This is a genomic window from Phyllobacterium sp. LjRoot231, from assembly GCF_964253365.1.
In the GTDB taxonomy this organism is placed as follows: Bacteria; Pseudomonadota; Alphaproteobacteria; order Rhizobiales; family Rhizobiaceae; genus Phyllobacterium.
The window spans coordinates 774,597-794,981 of record NZ_CAXUQT020000001.1 but is presented as its reverse complement, the minus strand read 5'-3'; the positions used below and the strand labels follow the sequence as shown (position 1 = coordinate 794,981).

At 57.2% G+C, this 20,385-nt stretch carries 18 protein-coding genes; 12 read left to right on the top strand and 6 right to left on the bottom strand.

Translation table 11 applies throughout. The annotated features are described in order from the left end of the window. Positions 1-56: 56 nt before the first annotated feature. The 3 genes from ACSQ3H_RS03755 to ACSQ3H_RS03745 form a co-directional block, all read right to left on the bottom strand. On the bottom strand, positions 57-509 hold the full coding sequence (locus ACSQ3H_RS03755) for a DUF2852 domain-containing protein (RefSeq protein ID WP_436115800.1): 453 nt from the start codon (positions 507-509) through the stop codon (positions 57-59). A 116-nt stretch (positions 510-625) separates the two neighbouring features. After that, positions 626-1,771, bottom strand: coding sequence for a benzoate/H(+) symporter BenE family transporter (locus ACSQ3H_RS03750; RefSeq protein ID WP_436115799.1), 1,146 nt, complete (start codon positions 1,769-1,771; stop codon positions 626-628). Between the two features lie 22 nt (positions 1,772-1,793). After that, entirely contained in the window at positions 1,794-2,585 is a 792-nt protein-coding gene (locus ACSQ3H_RS03745; protein ID WP_436115798.1) for an alpha/beta hydrolase, read from the bottom strand. Between the two features lie 214 nt (positions 2,586-2,799). Here ACSQ3H_RS03745 and infC point away from each other — a divergent pair, with 214 nt between their 5' ends. The 9 genes from infC to ACSQ3H_RS03700 all read left to right on the top strand — a co-directional run bounded on the left by infC (position 2,800) and on the right by ACSQ3H_RS03700 (position 10,866). Then, the gene (infC, locus tag ACSQ3H_RS03740; RefSeq protein WP_091879298.1) at positions 2,800-3,336 is read left to right on the top strand and encodes a translation initiation factor IF-3; all 537 of its coding nucleotides are present in this window, start codon (positions 2,800-2,802) and stop codon (positions 3,334-3,336) included. A 78-nt stretch (positions 3,337-3,414) separates the two neighbouring features. Next, a complete protein-coding gene (locus ACSQ3H_RS03735) occupies positions 3,415-4,032 on the top strand; it encodes a methyltransferase family protein (RefSeq protein ID WP_436119340.1) in 618 nt (205 codons plus the stop codon). 192 nt (positions 4,033-4,224) lie between these two features. Further along, entirely contained in the window at positions 4,225-4,425 is a 201-nt protein-coding gene (gene rpmI, locus ACSQ3H_RS03730) for a 50S ribosomal protein L35 (protein ID WP_106662221.1), read from the top strand. 39 nt (positions 4,426-4,464) lie between these two features. Then, a complete protein-coding gene (gene rplT / locus ACSQ3H_RS03725) occupies positions 4,465-4,866 on the top strand; it encodes a 50S ribosomal protein L20 (protein ID WP_436115797.1) in 402 nt (133 codons plus the stop codon). Between the two features lie 109 nt (positions 4,867-4,975). Next, positions 4,976-6,058: a phenylalanine--tRNA ligase subunit alpha gene (pheS, locus tag ACSQ3H_RS03720; RefSeq protein WP_436115796.1), complete on the top strand. Its 1,083-nt coding sequence runs from the start codon at positions 4,976-4,978 to the stop codon at positions 6,056-6,058. Next, positions 6,055-6,465 carry an ASCH domain-containing protein gene (locus ACSQ3H_RS03715; protein ID WP_436115795.1) on the top strand — a complete coding sequence of 137 codons (411 nt, stop codon included), beginning with the start codon at positions 6,055-6,057 and terminating at the stop codon, positions 6,463-6,465. Before pheS ends, ACSQ3H_RS03715 begins: the two co-directional genes overlap by 4 nt. Positions 6,466-6,486: 21 nt before the next feature. Continuing rightward, entirely contained in the window at positions 6,487-8,901 is a 2,415-nt protein-coding gene (gene pheT / locus ACSQ3H_RS03710; RefSeq protein ID WP_436115794.1) for a phenylalanine--tRNA ligase subunit beta, read from the top strand. Positions 8,902-9,220: 319 nt separating this feature from the next. Next, the gene (locus ACSQ3H_RS03705; protein ID WP_436115793.1) at positions 9,221-10,108 is read left to right on the top strand and encodes an alpha/beta hydrolase; all 888 of its coding nucleotides are present in this window, start codon (positions 9,221-9,223) and stop codon (positions 10,106-10,108) included. A gap of 5 nt (positions 10,109-10,113) precedes the next feature. Further along, on the top strand, positions 10,114-10,866 hold the full coding sequence (locus ACSQ3H_RS03700) for a 4'-phosphopantetheinyl transferase family protein (RefSeq protein ID WP_436119339.1): 753 nt from the start codon (positions 10,114-10,116) through the stop codon (positions 10,864-10,866). 3 nt (positions 10,867-10,869) lie between these two features. Here ACSQ3H_RS03700 and ACSQ3H_RS03695 read toward each other — a convergent pair whose 3' ends face one another. Genes ACSQ3H_RS03695 through ACSQ3H_RS03685 form a run of 3 tightly spaced genes read right to left on the bottom strand, consistent with a single transcriptional unit; the run spans position 10,870 to position 16,478 of the window. Further along, entirely contained in the window at positions 10,870-12,216 is a 1,347-nt protein-coding gene (locus ACSQ3H_RS03695; protein ID WP_436115792.1) for a lysine N(6)-hydroxylase/L-ornithine N(5)-oxygenase family protein, read from the bottom strand. Between the two features lie 27 nt (positions 12,217-12,243). Then, complete coding sequence (locus ACSQ3H_RS03690) at positions 12,244-16,233, bottom strand: non-ribosomal peptide synthetase (protein ID WP_436115791.1); 3,990 nt, start codon at positions 16,231-16,233, stop codon at positions 12,244-12,246. A gap of 38 nt (positions 16,234-16,271) precedes the next feature. Then, positions 16,272-16,478, bottom strand: coding sequence for an MbtH family NRPS accessory protein (locus ACSQ3H_RS03685; RefSeq protein ID WP_436115790.1), 207 nt, complete (start codon positions 16,476-16,478; stop codon positions 16,272-16,274). A gap of 149 nt (positions 16,479-16,627) precedes the next feature. Here ACSQ3H_RS03685 and ACSQ3H_RS03680 point away from each other — a divergent pair, with 149 nt between their 5' ends. From ACSQ3H_RS03680 to ACSQ3H_RS03670, 3 genes are read left to right on the top strand one after another with little or no spacing between them, the layout of a single operon-like run. Then, positions 16,628-17,650: a GNAT family N-acetyltransferase gene (locus ACSQ3H_RS03680; protein WP_436115789.1), complete on the top strand. Its 1,023-nt coding sequence runs from the start codon at positions 16,628-16,630 to the stop codon at positions 17,648-17,650. Further along, a complete protein-coding gene (locus ACSQ3H_RS03675) occupies positions 17,647-19,059 on the top strand; it encodes an MATE family efflux transporter (protein WP_436115788.1) in 1,413 nt (470 codons plus the stop codon). Before ACSQ3H_RS03680 ends, ACSQ3H_RS03675 begins: the two co-directional genes overlap by 4 nt. Next, positions 19,056-20,240, top strand: coding sequence for a PLP-dependent transferase (locus tag ACSQ3H_RS03670; protein ID WP_436115787.1), 1,185 nt, complete (start codon positions 19,056-19,058; stop codon positions 20,238-20,240). The genes ACSQ3H_RS03675 and ACSQ3H_RS03670 overlap by 4 nt, the downstream gene beginning before the upstream one ends. Positions 20,241-20,385: the final 145 nt, after the last annotated feature.

Here is a 20,385-nt window from a genome sequence, read left to right as displayed (position 1 = left end):
GCCGCCGTGGAACTATATCGCAATCAGGACTGGAGGGAACTGACTGCAAGAAGTCGTCATTCTTCGTCAGTGTCATTCACGCCTGGAACAGAGCCCGAAGGTTTCTTCGGCGCAGCGTTGCGCTCGGCCATGAAACGATCGAATTCTTCGCGGTCCTTGGCGCGGCGAAGTTCGCGTGCGTAATCTTCGAATTCAGTGCGCATTTCTTCGAGCTTGCGGCGCTCTTCGTCGAGACGTTGCAACTCTTTTTCGCGCCATTCATCGAAGGCAACGTTGCCGGTTCCGAATGGGCCTCTGCCGAAATGGTGAGAGCGCCGGTGACGGCGGAACGCACCGCAGACATTGTCAGTCGCATTGTTCATTTCATGCCTGAAACCACCGAATCGATTGCCCCAGACAATGTAGGCAAGCATGGCTAGGCCGAGTGGCCAGAACAGCATGAAACCGATAATCATCAGAGCGATGGTCGCCGGGGTCCAACCTGGCCGGATCAAAGCAGAAGTGTTCATCTAAAGCCCTTCCCTATCAAGAAAGCCCGGCCACAATTGGCCGATTGATATCGACATGGGAAAGACTTTGCGGCTTTTCAAGAAATGTTGGCTTCAAATAGCCCAACCCGTTGAAATCAGGACCGTTTCTTTGCGTGATCGATGGCGACAACGAAAAGTCCGGCCACCAGCGCCCAGAAGGCAGCGCCGATTCCACCGATGGTGATGCCCGATGCCGTAACCGCGAAAGTCACAATTGCCGCCAATCGTTCGTGCTCGATCTTGAGGGCAAGCGTCAGCGCGTTGGTGAAAGCGCCGATCAGCGCGAGGCCGGCCACAAGGGCGATAAGCGGCGCGGGAAGGACGGCGAAGAGCGCGACCAGTGATGCGCCGAAGATCGCGAAGATCAGATAGGACAGCGCATAGAACGGGCCAGTCAGCCAGCGCTTTTCCGGATCGGGATGCGCGTCGGGCCCGGTGCATATCGCCGCCGAAATCGCTGCCATGTTGCTGGTGTGAGCGCCGAAGGGCGCGGTGATCAGTGAAACGAGACCGGTCACCTGCAATGCGGCCGCCGTGGGCGGCTCGTAGCCAGCAGCGCGCAGGACCGCAAAACCCGGCAGGTTCTGCGATGCCATAGTCACCAGATAAAGCGGCAGGGCCAGACCGATCATGGCGCGCATGTCGAAGACCGGCATGATCAGCGTCAGGGTTGAAAGTTCGACACCGGGGACACTGGCAACGCGGCCACTGACAAAAGCATAAATAACGCCGCCGAAAAGCACGGCGAGCACCGCCATGGCCGGATTGAACAGGCGGATGACGAAGAACAGCGCGACGAGCGGCAGCACAAAAAGGGGATCGATAGGTATTGTCCGCGCCGCGCTGGTCAAGAAGGCAAAGAGCACACCGGCCAGCATGCCCGAGGCTATCGATGCCGGAATTTTCGAAACGAACGCCGAAATCGGTTTGACCAGTCCAGTGATGATGATGGCGATAGCCGTGACGACGAAGGCTCCGACCGCCTGCTGCATGGTGAAGCCGATCGATCCGCCGATAAGCGCCAGTCCAGGCGTCGACCATGCGGCGATGATCGGCATCTTGTAGCGCCAGCTCAAATAACCGGTGGCGACGAACATGGCGAGGCAGATGGCCGTGACCCAACTTGCGGTCTCGGACTGCGTTGCCCCGAGGGCCTGTGCCGCGGCGATGATAAGCGCAAGCGTTCCGCCAAACCCGACAACGGCTGCAACGACGGCAGAAGCAATCACGGAGAAGCGCATGGCGAAACCTGAGATGGGAGGTCTATTGGATGGAATGAACGGTCTTTGCTCTATCGACCATTGAAGACACGGTTCGGGTGAGAAGTTCAAGATCTTGCGGACGCGACAAGCGGTGATCGCCGTCGCGCACCAGCGTAATCGTCACGTCATCGACGGGTAGGTGGTCCATCAACCGCAACGCGTGAGTGTAGGGCACGTCCAGATCCTCCATGCCTTGAAGGATGTGGACGGGACAATCGGTCTGGATAACGCCCTTCAACACCTGGTTGGCCTTGCCGTCTTCGAGCAAAGCCTTGGTATAGATATAAGGCACGGAGGAATAATCCGACGGTTCTTCCATGCAACCTCGTTCGGCGATCTGCCGGCGCTGATCATTGGTCAATTGCGGTTCGACCAGTTCCGAGGTGAAATCAGGCGCAGGCGCAATCAGCACCAGTCCAGCGATACGTCCGCCTTTGCCCGCCTTTTGCAGTTCCTCGATCAGGCGCAGGGCAATCCATCCGCCCATCGATGAGCCGACAACGATTTGCGGTCCGGAGGAAAACTGCCGGAAAACTGCAAGACTCTGCTCGAGCCATAGCGAGATGGTACCATCGCGGAATTCGCCGCTGGATTCGCCATGCCCGGAATAATCGTGCCGAAGAAAAGCGAGACCCTTTTCTGCAGTCCACTGATCCAACCATTCGGCCTTGCTGCCCCGCATGTCGGAATAATAGCCACCCAACCAAACGATACCTGGCTCGCGGCCCTCGCGGCGGCGTAGTGCAATATCGACGCCGTTGACGGCTAGGAACTGTGGTGGGGGTAGGCTCATCAAGGTGACTCCGTATCGCGATCTGCCTTTTGCCACGGTAAACGCGGCGTATAAAGGCCGCAACATTGCATAAATCTGAAATAAACCTATGTTTGATTGGAGTGATTTATCCCAAAAAGAATGATATTGGCATGCGCCTGCGCATTCAAAGCATTGCGGCTCCGGTCTGACGGTGCTATTTGCGGGTCCGAAATAATTCAAGGAGACTACTGCCATTCGTCGACCCTTTAGAGCCCAAGTGGTCCAGAAAGATGGACCGCGTTCCAACCGCGATATCCGCGTACCTCAGGTACAGCTCATTGATGCCGAAGGTGAAAACCACGGTATCGTCACTATTCAAGCAGCACTGGCGATGGCCGATGAGGCTGGACTTGATCTCGTCGAGATCGTGCCCAATGCCGAGCCGCCGGTCTGCAAGATCGTCGATCTCGGGAAGCTGAAATACCAGGGCCAAAAGAAAGCTGCGGAAGCGCGCAAGAAGCAGAAAACCGTCGAAATCAAAGAAATCAAGATGCGCCCGAACATCGACACGCATGATTATGATGTGAAGATGAAGGCGATCAAGCGTTTCTTCGAAGAGGGCGATAAGGTCAAGGTGACATTGCGGTTCCGCGGCCGTGAAATGGCTCACCAGGAACTCGGCATGCGCCTGCTGGATCGCGTCAAGGAAGACACGGTCGAAATTTCCAAGGTCGAGGCCGAACCGCGGCTGGAAGGCCGCCAGATGATGATGGTTCTGGCGCCGCGCTAAATGGAACTTCTCCCCATAACACAGGCCGCCTTCGGGCGGCTTTTGTCTTGGGGTCCACATTTGAGGGCCGGAATGGCACTGAATTCACCTAAAGATATGTCCCGGTTCCAGCGTCGCAGGCGTATTGCGATTGCCATTGTCATCGCGTTGATTCTGATCGCCTTGCTCACGATCCGCTCCGCCTGGAACGATAGCTGGACCCATGAATATATCGAGGATTTCGGTATCGGCGCGATTGTTCTGGCGATCCTCGGCCGGATGTGGTGCACGCTCTATATTGGCGGACGCAAGAGTGCTGAGATCGTCCGCGTTGGACCTTATTCGATAAGCCGTAATCCGCTCTACGTATTCAGTACGCTGGGCGCGGCAGGCATTGGCATGCTAACCGGCAGTATAACCGTTGCGCTGGTGCTCGCTGTCATCTGCTATGCAGCGTTCCATTTCGTCATCGTTGCGGAGGAAGGCTATCTGGAGAATGTGTTTGGCGAAACCTACAGCGCTTACAAGCGCGAGGTACCGCGCTTCTTCCCCAGAGTTTCACTTTACAACGAAGCAAGTGTCCTGACCGTCAAATCCTCAGTGCTTTACAGGACGTTCACCGATGGGCTGGTTTTCTTCGTTGCCTATCCATTTTTGGAATTCGTTGAATATCTCCAGTCGGTCCACGTTCTGCCGGTTCTGTTGCGGCTCTACTAAGCTTTTCGCCGGCTCACGCGATTCAACTATTGCGCTTTTTCAGACTTCTGGTAATAAGCACGCGTTCAAACCGCCCGGCAGGGCATGCCGTGGCGGTTTTGTATGCTTTCAGGCTTTGGTCGGCCTGAAGTTAACAACAAGAGGCGGTTATTTCGAAGAAATAACAGGGACCTTAAGAAATGGAGTAGCAAAATGCCCAAGATGAAGACCAAATCTGCTGCCAAGAAACGGTTCAAGATTACCGGAACTGGCAAAGTCAAAGCCGCCGCCGCTGGCAAACGCCATGGCATGATCAAACGTTCGAACAAATTCATTCGTGACGCTCGCGGGACAATGGTTCTCGCCGATGCCGATGCGAAAATCGTGAAGAAGTTCCTGCCCAACGGTCTCTGATCGGGCAAGCGTTATCCATCTCAGTAAGGAGATCATATCATGGCACGTGTAAAACGGGGCGTTACGTCTCACGCCAAGCATAAAAAAGTTCTGAAGCAGGCCGAGGGTTTCCGTGGCCGCCGCAAGAATACCATCAAGACCGCCAAGGCCGCTGTCGATCGTTCGAAGCAGTATTCCTATCGCGATCGCAAGAACAAGAAGCGCACGTTCCGCGCGCTTTGGACTCAGCGTATCAACGCTGCTGTGCGTGAACATGGCCTGACCTACAGCCGTTTCATCGACGGCCTGTCGAAGTCGGGTGTCGAGGTTGACCGCAAGGTTCTGTCGGATCTCGCGATCCACGAGCCGGAAGCATTCGGTGCACTCGTGGCCTCTGCCAAGAAGGCGCTTGAATACCTGAAGAACACCACTCCGAACGCTTTTGAAGGCGCTGTTCACTAAACCAGCGCTCCCAAAGCATTCCGGAAATTTAGATTTGGGAAACCCGCGCTGGCTCGGCTAGCGCGGGTTTTTCAATTTTCTGCATCGAAGATCAAACAGGTGAAGAACAATGGACGACCTGGTACAACTGGAAAGCGTGCTTGCCGCGCAGATTGAGGCAGCGAATGACGAAGCGGCCATCGAGGCCGTCCGCATCGCAGCTCTCGGCAAAAAGGGCTCGATCTCGGAGAAGCTGAAATCGCTCGGTTCCATGTCACCGGAGGAGCGGCAGTCGCAGGGTCCGGCCATCAACGGCTTGAAGAACCGCATTACCGAAGCCCTGACTGCTCGCAGGAATGCGCTCAAGGATGCCGCCATTACCTTGCGCCTCGAAAAGGAAAAGGTGGATGTCACGCTTCCTGTGCGCGCTGCGCCTGCAGAACGTGGCCGCATCCATCCGATCAGCCAGGTCATTGATGAAATCACCGCGATCTTCGCCGATATGGGTTTCTCCATCGCCGAAGGTCCGGATATCGAGACCGATTACTACAACTTCACCGCGTTGAATTTTCCGGAAGGTCATCCAGCGCGCGAGATGCACGACACGTTCTTCTTCAATCCGGATGAGAACGGTGAGCGGCGCGTGCTGCGCACCCATACGAGCCCGGTACAGATCCGCACAATGGAAAACCAGAAGCCGCCGATCCGCATCGTCATTCCCGGTAAGACCTACCGGATGGACTCTGACGCGACCCACTCGCCGATGTTCCATCAGGTCGAGGGTCTGGTCATCGACAAGACCGCCAATGTCGCCAACATGAAGTGGGTGCTTGAAGAATTCTGCAAGTCGTTCTTCGAAGTGCCGTCGCTGAAGATGCGTTTTCGGCCCTCCTACTTCCCGTTCACCGAGCCATCGCTGGAAGTCGATATTCAGTGCGACCGCTCCGGCAAGGAAGTGAAATTCGGCGAAGGCACCGACTGGATGGAAATTCTCGGCTGCGGCATGGTCCATCCAAATGTGCTGCGTGCGTGCGGTCTCGATCCGGACGAATATCAGGGCTTTGCGTGGGGCATGGGCATCGACCGTATCGCCATGCTGAAATACGGCATGCCGGATCTGCGCGCCTTCTTCGATGCCGACGTTCGCTGGCTGTCGCATTACGGCTTCCGTCCTCTCGACATGCCGACATTGTTCGGAGGCCTGAGCACGTGACCGGATTGCCCGACCAGTACAAGGACGCTGTAACGTTCGCATTCGGCGACTCTCCCGCCCTTGCCGACGAATTGCTGGCGCTTGTACTTGCCGGCAAGAAGACGGCAACCTGCGCTGCGTTGCGTGATTATTCCGAGGGCAGCACCGATAAGCCTGTCGTGGGGCGCCGCGATGTTGTGCTCGATGGCGCAGGACGGCCGGCGGCAGTGATCGAAACGGTCGAGATCACATACCGCCGGTTTGACGAGGTCGATGCAACCTTTGCCCGGGACGAGGGCGAGGGCGAGGCCACGCTCGAACAGTGGCAGCACGATCACGAAACCTATTTTCGTCGCAATGGCGGCTTTTCGCCAGACATGGACCTTTTGTGTGAGCGGTTTCGTCTCGTCGAAATCCTCAAACGCTAAATTCGAGAAACGAGTGAAATCATGAAATTCACACTTTCCTGGCTGAAAGATCATCTTGAGACCGAGGCTTCCCTCGACGAGATCGTCGAGACCCTGACCATGATCGGTCTGGAAGTCGAATCCCTTGACGACAAGTCTGCCCTGAAGCCTTTCGTCATCGCCAAGGTGTTGACGGCTGCACGCCATCCGGATGCGGACAAGCTGCAGGTCCTCACTGTCGATACGGGCGATGGCAAGCCGCTGCAGGTCGTCTGCGGCGCGCCAAATGCCCGTGCCGGCCTCGTCGGTGCTTTCGCCGCGCCGGGCGCCTACGTTCCGGGCATCGATGTCACGCTGTCGGTCGGCAAGATCCGCGGTGTCGAGAGCCATGGCATGATGTGCTCCGAGCGCGAATTGCAGATGTCCGACGAGCATAACGGTATCATCGACCTACCGGCGGATGCGCCAGTCGGCACCAGTTTCGCTGCCTATGCCGGGCTGGATGACCCGGTCATCGAGATCAACCTGACGCCGAACCGTCCAGACTGTACCAGCGTCTACGGTATCGCTCGCGATCTCGCCGCGGCTGGTCTCGGCACGCTGAAGAATGAACCGATCGCGCCTGTCAAAGGCTCCGGTGCGCCGCGGGTCAATGTCGCGCTCGAACTCGGCGACAGTCCCAACCTTTGCCCAGGCTTTGCCTGGCGCACGATCAAAGGTGTCAAGAACGGTTCCAGCCCGAAATGGCTGCAGCAGCGGCTTATCGCAATTGGCCTTCGTCCGATTAATGCGCTGGTCGACATTACCAATTATATTACCTTCGATCGCGGCCGCCCGCTGCACGTCTTTGATGCGGACAAGGTCACGGGCAACCTCACTGTGCGCCGTGGGGTCGAGGGCGAAAATATCCTTGGCCTCAATGGCAAGGAATATACGTTCGATCCGGACAATGTCGTCATTGCCGATGCAGATGGCGTCGAGTCGATTGGCGGCATCATGGGCGGCGAACATTCCGGCTGCAATGAAAACACCACCAATGTCGTAGTGGAGTCCGCGCTGTGGGATGCAATGAATATCGCTCGTACCGGTCGCTCGCTCGGGATCATCACCGATGCACGTTACCGCTTCGAGCGCGGCGTTGATCCGGAATTTATGGTTCCCGGCCTTGAACTCGCCACGCAGCTGGTTCTCGATTTCTGCGGTGGTACGCCTTCCGAGACGGAGGTCATTGGCTATAATGGCCATACGCCTAAGACGGTCAAGTTCCCGGCATCGGAGGTCAAGCGTCTTACGGGCGTCGATGTTCCGGCCGAGACTAGCCTTGATATCCTGTCACGCCTCGGTTTCGTCCCGCAAGGCAAGGGCGAACTGGTCGATGTGGTAATCCCGTCCTGGCGCCCAGATATCGATGGCAAGGCTGATCTGGTCGAAGAAGTCATGCGCATCCATGGCGTCGATCGCGTCGATCCGCAGCCACTGTTGAGCCATGCCGCGGTGAACGGCAAGATCCTGACCCCGTTGCAGATTCGCACTCGCAATGCGCGCAGGGCGCTTGCTGCGCGCGGCATGATGGAAGCCGTCACCTGGTCGTTCATTTCCGAAGGGTCCGCCAAGGCTTTCGGCGGCGGCCAGCCGGAACTGAAGCTTGCCAATCCGATCGCCGCCGACATGTCAGACATGCGCCCCTCGCTGCTGCCGGGCTTGCTTGCCGCGGCCCAACGCAATGCAGACCGCGGGTTCAACGATCTCGCGCTGTTCGAAGTCTCCGGCACCTATGAGGGCAATACACCTGACGGTCAGCGCCGCGCGGCCGCTGGCATTCGCCGTGGCACGAGCAAGCTCGAAGGTTCCGGACGTCACTGGTCGGGCAATATCGGACCGGTTGGCGTTTTCGACGCGAAGGCGGATGCCATCGCTGTGCTTGAAGCCTGCGGCGCGCCAGTGGATAAGCTGCAGATCGAAAGCGGCGGTCCCGCCTGGTATCATCCCGGGCGTTCCGGTACGATAAAGCTCGGGCCCAAGGTGATCCTCGGAACCTTTGGCGAATTTCATCCGAAGACGCTGGAAACCCTCGATGTGGCCGGCAGCCTCTGCGGCTTTGAAGTCTTTATCGACGCCATTCCAGAACCGAAGCAGAAGGCGTCCCGTACCAAGCCGGCGCTTAACCTTTCGGATTTCCAGACCGTACGGCGCGACTTTGCCTTCGTCGTCGACAAGTCTGTGGAAGCGGGTGCGGTTGTCCGCGCGGCGCTTGCTGGCGACAAGAAGCTGATCACCGGCGTTCAGGTCTTCGATCTGTTCGAGGGCGCAGCGCTCGGTGTTGACAAGAAGTCCGTGGCGATCGAAGTAGCAATCCAGCCGCAGGAACGCACCCTGAACGACGAGGATCTGGAAGCACTCACCAAACGCATCGTCGAGAGCGTCGGCAAGCAAACAGGTGGCGTGCTGCGCGGCTAAAAGAGGGGCTGGGATTTTCAGCCCCTCAACTTATCGCCCGAAGTGCAATGCGAACGTCATAGCGATTTTCTCCGCCTCGCGGCACGGTTTCGGCCAATCGCGGATCAAATGGGTGTTCTCGCTTCTCCATTAAAGTACGGTTGGAACAGCCGTCGCTCGACCATTCGCAGTGGCCACAATCCTACAGGGCTGTCAGCGCATGACAGCCGGCGCTCTGATGATGAATTAAATATTGACTATAGCAATCATGTTTTATAACTGCCATGCAAGGAGTTATTCTGCAGCGACACCTCTTGGAACATTTCAGCTAGATGGACGCATGTTAGCATTTCCCAATTCATCGCCCACCCTGGTCGGCAACACGACATTTCACGATGTGGTTTCGGATCGAAATGGAGCGGTCTACCGGGTATTTATCTATCGGCCGCCCGGCGATGCACCTGGGCCGGGCTGGCCGGTGCTTTATATGACCGACGGCAACGCTGTAATAGGCACGTCAGTTGACGTCATGCGGGCGCAGGCGAGCTATCCGAGCGGCACCAATGTCGGGCAGGGTGTCGTCGTAGCCATCGGTTACCCGCTCGATGCTGCGTACGATCCCTTACGTCGGTCCTGGGATCTGGGCCCGCCGCCCGGTCAAACCTATCCGCCGTTCTTTGAAAATAGTCCCCCAGTGAAAACCGGCGGTGCCGAAGAGTTCCTGGGTTTTATCGAGGAACAGATAAAGCCGATCGTCGAGGCAACGCATCCGATTGACCGGAGCCGCCAAGCGCTGTTCGGCCACTCCTTCGGCGGCCTCTTCGTGCTCTACAGCCTTTTCACCCGGCCGTCGGCCTTCACAACATGGATTGCCGCCAGTCCCTCGATCTATTGGGAAAACCGGGCTATCGATCAGTTCTATTCGCGGTTTGCTGCCGCACCCCGGACAAGAGACAACGCGGAACTTTATCTCTCCTGTGGAGAATACGAGACCGACAAGCTGGCGCCGTTTCAAATTGGTGCTGCCGACGAGACGGAGAGGCTGAAGCAGAAGAAAGTCACGTTGGACGATGTGCACGCTATGGAACTGATGGAGCGGCTGAACAGCCTAGCTGGTCGGCCGATCCGTACTCAGTTCGAGATTCATCTCGGTGAAAATCATATGTCGCTGTTGCCGGTTGCGGTCAACCGCGCGATCCAGAATGCTTTTGCCATCAGAAGGCTGTGACCGCGATGCTGCCGTGCGATCCTCTGTCGGACTTGCCGGATGTTCCCATCTCCGGCGTCGATCAAGAGGAAGCCGGCGTTGATATCTGGTGGTGGGCCTATAGACCCGACACCGACTGGAATAAGATAGGCGTTGCGTTGGTACCCGACGAGCGGGCGCGCGCTGCGAGCTTCCATTTCCAAAAAGATGCCCAGGCTTTTATGGCGGGGCGCTATCTGCAGCGGTCGGTTCTGTCGCTTTATACGTCGATTGCCGATCTGAACATCGTCACCGGATTGCACGGTAAACCAGCTCTCGCCGGGCAGCACGGCAAAATCGCCTTCAATCTGACCAACACGGAGGGGTTCGCGGTCGTCGCGATCAGTCGCACAGCTACCGCGCTGGGTATCGACGTAGAAGCTCTCGCGACGGTGATCGAGCCCGAGACATCTTCATTGTTCTGTTCGGCGGCTGAGTCCCGGATGCTCTCGGCGCTGCAGGGCGGCGCGCGTCAGTCGCGGCTCCTGAGCTACTGGACCTTGAAAGAGAGCTATCTTAAAGCGACAGGCACAGGCCTTACTGCAGCGCCGGAAGAACTGAACATCCGGCTGGATCGCGGGACGAACGTTATCCGCATGGATAAAATGCCAAACGGCGATGACACCCTATGGCATCACCGCCTTTTTCTCGCACCGTCCGGCCATCTGATCGCGGTTTCAGCGCAGTCGAAGGGAGAGGAATTGCTCTTTCGCCAGCGTGAACTGTCCGATCCTGTCTGACAGTCAGTAGTCGACGGCGATGCTCTGACTTAAAGCGTCGTGTCCGCTCGACAACCAGTTCACCTGTGAGTCATGCGGTTCCAGATCAAAGTGTGCCCGACCCAAAAGCGAGTTGACAATGTGCGCACTGCGCCATGCCATGAGGCTTAACTGCGAGTCAGCAATTCCGTGGCTGTACCGTCCGGCATTCTGCGCGAAAATCCGGTTCTGCTTCGGGCCGGTCCAGTTCAGGCAATATTTTTCGTCCAACACCGGCCGGTTGTGGCGGTCGAACTGAATGCGATCCTGTAAACCGGCAAAGGCTTCGGGCAGCTTGAATTGATAGCCCGTTGCCAGCACAATTGCATCGGCATGGGCTACCTCCACGCCGCCATCGAAACGGTTGCGCACGATCAGGCGATAGCCGTCCTTATCCGCTTCCACCTGGATGACGTCGCGGTTGGGCGAGAGCTTCGCATCAATGTTGCGATTTTCCAGATAGCGCAGACTGTAGAGCCGCCGATAGATGGCATTGATGGTCGAAATAGACAGTCCATCACTCGTCAGGATAGAGGCTTTCAACGCTTCCAGTTTCTGGTCGCTGTTGAGGTTGAGAAAGGCATAGACATATTCCGGCGAGAAGACCTGGTTGGAGAAAGCGGTGTCGTTGATCGGCTCGAAATTGTGCCGTCGGCTGAACCAGTTGAGTTCCTTCAGCGTCGCCTTAGAATTGAGCAGCGCTTCCACTACTTCGCCGCCGCTCTGTCCACCACCGATGACCGCGATGCGCGATGCATTGAGGCCAGGCAGACAGCGCGTCGCTTCCGAATTGTGGAAGCATTTCTCGCCAAGAAAAGGTGCGGCCCAGGCCGGAACGAACGGTGTGGTACCGGTACCCAGAACCAAGTTTTTTGCGATGATGGCACGATTGTCAAACCTCAGATGAAACTGGTCCTTGTCGAAGCTGACATCACGCACAGCCGAGTTGAAACTGAGATTCTTGAGCCGGCTCGCCACCCATCCGAGATACTGCGCGAATTCGCGACGCGGCACTGCCTCATACTGGGCATTGAGAAAGGCATAGAGCCGCTTGTGGGCGACGAGATAGGAAATGAAGGACCAAGGGCTCGTGGGCATGACGGGTGTCACAAGGTCTTTCAAATAAGACGATTGTAATTCCACGTCCGGTAGCATCATCCCCGGATGCCAGTTGAAAGCCGGCTGACGTTCATAAAAATGCGCTTTGACATTGCCGACGCCGTCGAGAAGTGATGCAAGGCTCAAATTGGACGGTCCGATGCCGATACCGGCCAGATCTAGCGCTTCATGTGCCTGACCGTTTCGATCATTATTCGCAAACATGGCAGTCATCAGAATTCCTTTCGGTGAACGTGTCGTTCAAAGAGCTTCATTCAGCCGGTGTGCCAGCCGGCTGTGAAACGCCTGCGAGCCGATTACATGCAGATGGTTGGTGCCGGAGATGATTTCCGCAGGATTGGCCCGGGGGGAATAACGGCGCCAGTCGATGAGATTGAGACCCCGGTTCAAACTGTCGTCAGCCGCCCACGAGTGGATGGGGACATCGTGCGCTTGCAGCTGATGGCGCCGGAAGATCAGGGCATTGTCAATGAGAATCCAGAATGTATGCTCGCGGCTACTGATATCAGGACCATCAGTCGGCAGTTCATCTTTTTCATCGCCGACGAAACGCAGGAACTGGTCGTAGGTGTCTGCGTCCATGACACCAAGCAGCCGGTCCCATTCCGCGCGCATGGCGGTTCGCGATAGCCACTCCTGAACGGTGTCGTGCAGCTGGTCGTGCTCGCCCGGCTTGAAGCGAGGTGTTGAGCCAATCGCGAATTCCGTTCCGAGATCGCAAACATCCACCATGGTAATCAGGCGGAGGTCGATCTCGTTGCCAAGCCGGCGCGCTGCCTCGTAGGCGAGCAATCCGCCCCAGGACCAGCCGAGGAAATAGCAAGGCTGACCTTTGCTATGGCTTCTGATGTAGTCGACATAGCTCTCGATGATCTCATCAACGGAGGCACCAATCTGCTTCTGTTCGGAAAGCGAATAGCAGATGAAGCCGGTCGCCGGCTGGTCGGCTCCCAGATAGTCGACCAGTTTGACATATTCGCGTGTGCTGACCAGCAGGCCAGGGAAGCAATAGAGCATGGGCTTGGTGCCAGTAGCGCGCAAGACGATGACTTCGCTTCCCGCCTGGTCATTGCCCACCTCGATGATTTTGGCGAAAGAGCGGATCGTTGGATTGTTGAAAAGATCGGCGATTGTCGTTCGATTTTGCGGCTTGCGCTGACGTAGAGCCGAAAGGATACGGATGGCACCCAGTGAATTACCGCCGATGGCAAAAAAATTATCCTCGACGCTGATCGGGCTGACATTCAGGATCTGTTGCCAGATGTTGAGAACTTCTTCTTCCGCCGAATTTTGAGGCTCGATGATCGTCCGCTTGAGCGGCGTTGGTGCAGGCAGGGCGAAACGGTCGAGCTTGCTGTTCGGATTGATTGGCATGCTCTTCAATGGAACGATGGCCGAGGGCACCATATAAGCCAGCAAGGCGCGCTCGAGCGCCGAATGAATCCCGGTGATCTCCAGCTCCTGTCCCTGTTTTGGCACGACATAGGCGACAAGCATCTTCTGCTTGGTGACTTCGTCGTCGCGCAGAACGACGAGCGCTTCGCCAACGCCATCCTGTTGCAGTAGCGCAGCTTCGATTTCGCCAAGTTCGATTCGATAGCCACGCAATTTCACCTGATGATCGACGCGGCCGACAAACTCCACCGTGCCGTCCTCGCGCCAGCGGGTCAGATCGCCGGAACGGTAGAGACGGCCACACTCCTTTGAAAACGGATCAGGAATGAAGCGGTCGGCGGTGGTGTCCGGCTTGCCGATATAGCCACGCGCCATGCCTTCGCCGGCGATGTAAAGTTCACCCGTCACCCCGATAGGGCAAGGGTTCAAATCTGGATCAAGCACATAGACACGGCGGTTGCCGACGGCTCTGCCGATGGGCGCATAGGTGCCCTCGAACTTCTGGCCCGCCCGCACCTTCCAGACCATAGGTGTCATGATCGTTTCCGTCGGACCGTAGCCATTGATCAGCCACTCGGATTTCAACGCTTTCGACAGGAGATCGAAGGTCTGCTGAGCGAGACCTTCGCCGCCAAATGAATAGAGCCGCATCGGCGGAGCGCTGTCTGTGAGGTCAGCCCACTCCGCCAGTTGCTGCAGATAGGTGGTCGGAATGCTGGCATTGTTGGCGCCATGCTTGCGCATGGCCGTCAATGTTTCCTCGGGTGTCCATAAAGGCTGGTCGGGGAGGACGATACTGCCGCCTTCCATCAGCGGGTTCATCCAGCGTTCGTGTCCGCCATCGGAACTGAAGGGCAGGAACGGCAATTCGCGCGATGCTTCGCTCATGCCATAAACACGGGACGTATTCTGCATGTGGTGGGTCAACGGACCATGTTCGACGGCGACGCCTTTTGGCAGTCCGGTCGAACCCGACGTATACATGATATAGGCCAACTGATCCTTGTGGATACGCACATCCGGAGCCGTGTCTGACTCTTGGGAGAGATCGAGGCTGTCGAGCTCAAGTATGGTGGCGTCGAGTCCTTCCGGGATACGGTCGAGCAGCCAGCTGTGGGTCAGGATGACCTTCACGCCGCCATCGCGCAGAATATGATGATTGCGCGTTGTTGGGTGATCTGGCTCGACAGGGATATAGGCACCACCAGCCTTCAGTGTTGCGAGAATGCCGACAATGGCTTCCGGCGAGCGCTTCACGGCAATGGCGACGCTGACCTCGGCGCCAACACCAAGCTTGATCAGGCGGTGCGCAAGCCTGTTGGCGCTTTTGTCGAGCTTGGCATGGCTCCAGACCTCGTCAGCGTAGATGATGGCGGTCTTGTCTGGCGTCCGTGCGGCATGGGCGGCAATGTGGTCATGTACGGGCCGGTCGTCATTGACACCGTTATCCTCATAGGGAGCCGACAAGATGTCGAGTTCGTCATCGGTGATGAGCTGGATGTCCTTGATCCGGACGTCCGTTCCGCCGATGGTCTGCGTCAGAATACGGCCGAAATGGGCCGCAGCCCGTTCGATCAAAGCCGGTTCGTAGAGATCCTCGGCGAAGTCGAAGAGCCCATCGAGACCGCCTGCCTCGTTAGAAGCAACGACGAGTGCGAGTTCCACGTCGGAGCGCGGAGCCAAGGGGGCGCTTGTAGTAGATATCAGAGCAGACTGTGCTCGGGGTTCGCGGAATTCGAACAGCGATTTGACAATCGCGTCCTGCTCCCGCTCCTCATGCGTCTGAATTTCCTGTACGAGCCGTTCGAAGGGAACGAGATGTTGCGTGCCAGTTGCGATAGCGGAAGCCACCGCATGGTAAACATCAAGAATGCTTGCTCTGGGGGTCAGTTCGATCTTGAGCGGCAAAATCTGTTCTGTGCGGCAGATGGTTTGCCGGCTAGCACCCGAATCGCGGTTTGATAAAAGTAAGCCATACTGCAGGCCGTAGGTGCCACTATACCGGGCGAGCAGAACCGCAAAGGCTGTGGATAGCAAGAAATCGGCCTTCAACTTGTGCTGCTTCGCGTAAAGCTTGATATTCTCCCACAACGTTGAATCCAGTTGAAAGGAAACACGACGGCGCGTGGCACTGGCATAACTGCTGGCATTGAATCGCGTCGGCAAGGCCGTCGCATTGCACTCTTCGCCGATCAGGTCGCGCCAGTATGCAAGAGCAGAAACAAAATCGGCCGTTTCCAGCCACTCCTCTTCGCGCGAGCCGTGCAGCAGCAGCAGGCTGTCGCCATCGAGCGGAACAAGCGTTTCGCCATGGACGAGCGCAATCAGATCGCTTTGCAGGGTTGAGAGCGCAGCATCATCGCAGACGATCGGATGCAGGACAATGGTGGACAGGAGCCCGCCTTGCGCTGTGACAATCAGCTGGCAGCGGGACGAAACGCCATTGAGCAGATCAAACGGGCGAGAAACAAACGCGGCCTGCTGGTCTTCCGCCTCACTGGCGGTCAGAGGGTTGCTGTCGCTCCCGAGTGTCTCGATCGGAGGAACTTCGCCCGGATTTGAATATTGCTCGATACGCCCTCCGGCGAAACGGCGGAAACGTGTTCGCAGAGCGCTATGACGCTCCGCCAATGTCGCCACCCCCTCCTGTACCCGGTCAAGTGAGACAGACGCATCCCAGTGGAGCGTCAGCACCTGCGGCGGGAATACGGAGCTGTTGCCGATCTGCTCCAGCGACCAGATGCGTTTTTGCGCAAGTGTCAGGGGAAAGTTGCGGGAGAAATCATCAACGGCAACGGGATTGCCGGCCTGGTCTGGTGCGAAAAGCTTATTCATGTCTTCACCGGTCATTGTCCATTTTTCAAATACGGCGCTCAAGCCATGGCCTGCCGCAAACCGTGCGGCCGGGGATCGACCCAGATTTTCTTGATCTTGAGCAGGCATTCATCGCGTGTGCCGCTGTGCGGTTCCTTGCTCCATCCGACGGGCAAAGCCTTATCGTCGGGCCAGACGGAATAGCGGTCTTCCTGATCGCGCACGATGCTCCAGGTTTCGGGCTTTAACGCTTCTAGTGCGGACATCACGGGGCTCCTGAAAGAGACAACATGATCGAGAGACGGATACGTGCTCGCGTGATTTAAGCGAAAAGGAGAAAATTTTTTCAAAGATTGGCCTAAATCGATACCGCCAAAGTTCGTCTCTGTAGCAAAACCGTGTTGCGGAGCATGCCATGCCAGTCAGATCCAATCTCGCCAAACAAACCCCGACGGAGCCGTTTCGGGAGCCACGCAGGTTTCTTCGAGGAGGTGCGCTCCAGACCCCAAACAGCCTGCAGATTTCAACGGCGGATGGTAATTACACTGTGTCGGTCGAGAAGACGGTCGGCACGGTGAGGCTCGGTCTGCCCGACCTCGCGAGGAACGAGGAGGTTCAGGTCCTGTCTTCGGCAATTGAATTCATGTCGGCAGAATCGCGCGAAGGCGGCATGATCGAGATTTCGAACGTCCGGGGATCCAACTTTCCGCTCGGCACTTTGGAGGGCGATCGGCTGACAGTCGATCCGCGCGCCTTCTGGCAATGGCCGGCGCCATGGATTGCAAAGCCGGCTTATCCCCATCCGCAAGTGCACGTCTTGAGCAATGGCCAGTACCATCCGCGGCGGCCGCGAAAGCCGACAGGAATTGTCTATGAGCGCTATATTCCGTGGCTCGATCAGAGCCTGTCCTTCCGTGTCGCTGACCCGCAGATAGATATTGAGCATTTCCATTGCTGGATGAATGATGAACAGGTCAATGTCATCTGGGAGGATGGCGGCGACCGGCAGAAACACTTGTCCATTCTCGAAGAGCGGGTGCGTGATCCTCATATGCTGGCGCTGATAGGCTGCTTCGACGGCGTGCCATTCGGCTACTTTGAAGTCTATTGGGCCAAGGAAAACCGCCTCGGCCCCTATTACGATGCGCAGGACTATGATCGCGGCTGGCATGTTGCCATCGGTGAACCGGCCTATCGGGGCAAGCAATGGATTATTGCTTGGCTCCCGTCGCTAATGCACTTCATCTTCCTCGATGATCCGCGTACACAGCGTATTGTCGGTGAGCCGCGCGCCAGCCACGAACAGCAGATACGCAACCTCGACCGCTCGGGTTTTGCCAAGGTGAAACACTTCGATTTTCCGCACAAACGCGCCATGCTGGTTATGCTGACGCGGGAGCGTTTCTTTGGCGACCGTCTCTGGACTCCGGCACCATGACCGCGAAGCGCAAACGGGCCTATTTTGCGCCCGACGATCTCTACGATCCGGCGCTGACCCGTCTGATATTCCGCCTCGGTATGCCAGCAGTTGCAGGCCTGTCGATCAATGCCGTGCATCACACAATTAACATGGTCTTTGTCGGTATGATCGGCAGTCACGAGATCGCGGCGATCACCGTTGTCTTGCCGATCCTGATGATGGTCGGCGCGATCGGCGAGGGGCTCGGCGTCGGCGGCGCCACCGCGGTCGGCCGTGCGCTCGGTGCCGGCGATCCACAGCGGGCCAACATCACGGCATCAACGTTGGTCATACTGGCGATACCGCTCGGGCTTGTGCTGACGGTTGCAATTCTCCTGTTCAAGCGTGAGCTTCTCACGCTCTTTGGCGCGAGCGAAGCCATTCTGCCACTGGCCGAACATTATCTTGCCATCGTCGCCTTTTCCGTGACGCTGACCGTACTGCAGATTCTTTCGGATTTTATCGCCATTTCAGAGGGCAATACGCGCTTCAGCATGTGGACGCTGATGGGTTGTTTCGCCCTCAACATCGTGCTCGATCCGATCATGATCTTCTGGTTCGGCTTCGGGCTGGCTGGCGCTGCCGTTGCCACCATTCTGTCGCAGATTGCAGCGCTTGGTGCCTATCTGATCTATTTCTGCAAACGGATCGGTACATTGCATGTTGCCGCGCGTTTCGCGGCGTTTCGGACCGATATCCTCAAGCCTGTGCTTTTCATCGGCCTGCCGACGACACTCACCAGTATGTTGAGCAGCATCAGTTTTGCTGCCCTGTTCACCTTCGCCGGCTTCTACCGTGGCGATAGCGGCATAGCCGGAGTGGGGATTGCTATGCGTGTCCTCACGCTCGGTATGCTGCCGATCATCGGCCTTGCGCTCGGCGGTCAGGCGGTGTTGAGTTTCGCATGGGGCGCTAAAAATCCGGTACGACTGCTCGCAGCCTCGGGAACGCTTCTCAAACTCACCTCGGGCTTCGCAATTATCTACGGTCTTGGCGCCGTGCTGCTCCGCTATCCGATTGCGGCGGTCTTCACCAGCGATGCCGAGATCGCGGATATTGCGGCACTCACCCTCGTCGCCACGCACGTCCCGTTCATTCTCTTCGGCGCCCGGCAGATATTGCTCGTATTGCTGCAGGCACAGGGCAGGGCGCGACTGGCCGGGTTGATCAGCGTTGCGCAAAATGGCTACCTCCTGCTGCCGCTCTTGTTCACCCTGCCGCACTGGTTCGCATTCGACGGAGTCCTCGCCAGCCTCTTTCTTGCGCCCGCTGTAACGGCATTCATGTCATTGGCCATCCTATTTGTCGTCCTGCGCCAGCTTCGTAGCCATTCGCCGTCTATTCCAATTACCAACTTCAACAACACCGTATCTGAGAGAGCATCATGAACAAAGCCATGCCGCCCGAGGATTTCCACCCCGAAATGCCGGACGATCTGTTTTCTCCGGTCGATACCGCTGCCTTCAACGCTGTCTCGCCACCGATTTTCCAGACATCGTTGTTCACCTACGACACCTATGAGGCGATGGAAGACGTATTCGCGGGACGTTCGCGCAACTATATCTACTCGCGCGGCGACAATCCTACAGTGCGGGAATTCGAACTGCTCACAGCTCGGCTCGAGGGCGCAGAGGACGGCCGCGGTTTCTCCAGCGGCACCGCGGCGATCACCGCGACGATCCTCAGCCTTGTCGAAGCCGGCGACCGGGTGGTCGCGGTCCAGCATCTGTACAATGATATTTACCGGCTTTTCGTCAAGCTGCTCGCCCGCTTCGGCGTCAAGGTAGACTTCGTCGATCCATCCAACCATGACGAGGTGCGCGCTGCCCTGCCTGGCGCTAAACTGCTTTACTTGGAAAACCCGACCTCGATGGTCTTCGAACTGCAGGACATCGAGGCGCTGACGGCGATGGCCAAGGAATATGGCGTCACCACTGTCATCGACAATTCCTGGGCGACTCCACTGTTCCAGAAACCAATCCAGCACGGCGTCGACATCGTCATTCACGCCGCATCGAAATATCTCGGCGGGCACAGCGATACGGTTGCAGGTGTGGTCGTCGGTCCGCGCGATTTGATCGCAAAAATCAACAGCTCGACCTATCCCTATATTGGAGCAAAACTGTCGCCATTCGAAGCTTGGCTGCTTCTGCGTGGTATGCGGACGCTCAAGGTCCGTCTGAAGGAGCATATGCACAATGGTCTCGTGCTCGCGAGGCATCTACAACAGCACGCGGACATTGCGCTTGTACGTCATCCGGCGTTTTCCGACCATCCGGGCAAGAAGACACTGACGGGTTTTTCCGGTCTGTTCGCCTTCGATTTGAGTCCAGACATCGATGTGGCAAGTTTCGTCAACGCATTGCGCCACATCAGGCTCGGCGTCAGCTGGGGCGGGCCGGAAACGCTCGTTGTGCCGGCAAAAGCTGCGCTGCAAATTCCTGACCGCATGACGTCCTTCGTTCGCTTTGGCGTCAATCCGCAGACCATACGCTTTGCTGTTGGTCTCGAGGAGCCGGAAGTGATCTGGAACGATATCCAGCAAGCCCTGCACAGCGCGCGCCTGTAACATTGAGGCCACAGCCCTATGGCGATTTGGCAAGGGGTTTGAAAAAAATCGGCATTTTAGCGATAGCGCCTTGACCATATAACATGACAAATGTAGTCATCTTTAAACATGAGTACAAAACTCATGTAAATTCTCAAGCAGAGTC

Bases quoted from the DNA above. Each gene is read 5' to 3' on its own strand.
- ACSQ3H_RS03755 (WP_436115800.1), bottom strand. From the start codon at position 509: ATGAACACTTCTGCTTTGATCCGGCCAGGTTGGACCCCGGCGACCATC.
- ACSQ3H_RS03750 (WP_436115799.1), bottom strand. From the start codon at position 1,771: ATGCGCTTCTCCGTGATTGCTTCTGCCGTCGTTGCAGCCGTTGTCGGG.
- ACSQ3H_RS03745 (WP_436115798.1), bottom strand. From the start codon at position 2,585: ATGAGCCTACCCCCACCACAGTTCCTAGCCGTCAACGGCGTCGATATT.
- rpmI (WP_106662221.1), top strand. From the start codon at position 4,225: ATGCCCAAGATGAAGACCAAATCTGCTGCCAAGAAACGGTTCAAGATT.
- rplT (WP_436115797.1), top strand. From the start codon at position 4,465: ATGGCACGTGTAAAACGGGGCGTTACGTCTCACGCCAAGCATAAAAAA.
- pheS (WP_436115796.1), top strand. From the start codon at position 4,976: ATGGACGACCTGGTACAACTGGAAAGCGTGCTTGCCGCGCAGATTGAG.
- pheT (WP_436115794.1), top strand. From the start codon at position 6,487: ATGAAATTCACACTTTCCTGGCTGAAAGATCATCTTGAGACCGAGGCT.
- ACSQ3H_RS03705 (WP_436115793.1), top strand. From the start codon at position 9,221: ATGTTAGCATTTCCCAATTCATCGCCCACCCTGGTCGGCAACACGACA.
- ACSQ3H_RS03700 (WP_436119339.1), top strand. From the start codon at position 10,114: ATGCTGCCGTGCGATCCTCTGTCGGACTTGCCGGATGTTCCCATCTCC.
- ACSQ3H_RS03695 (WP_436115792.1), bottom strand. From the start codon at position 12,216: ATGACTGCCATGTTTGCGAATAATGATCGAAACGGTCAGGCACATGAA.
- ACSQ3H_RS03690 (WP_436115791.1), bottom strand. From the start codon at position 16,233: ATGAATAAGCTTTTCGCACCAGACCAGGCCGGCAATCCCGTTGCCGTT.
- ACSQ3H_RS03685 (WP_436115790.1), bottom strand. From the start codon at position 16,478: ATGTCCGCACTAGAAGCGTTAAAGCCCGAAACCTGGAGCATCGTGCGC.
- ACSQ3H_RS03680 (WP_436115789.1), top strand. From the start codon at position 16,628: ATGCCAGTCAGATCCAATCTCGCCAAACAAACCCCGACGGAGCCGTTT.
- ACSQ3H_RS03675 (WP_436115788.1), top strand. From the start codon at position 17,647: ATGACCGCGAAGCGCAAACGGGCCTATTTTGCGCCCGACGATCTCTAC.
- ACSQ3H_RS03670 (WP_436115787.1), top strand. From the start codon at position 19,056: ATGAACAAAGCCATGCCGCCCGAGGATTTCCACCCCGAAATGCCGGAC.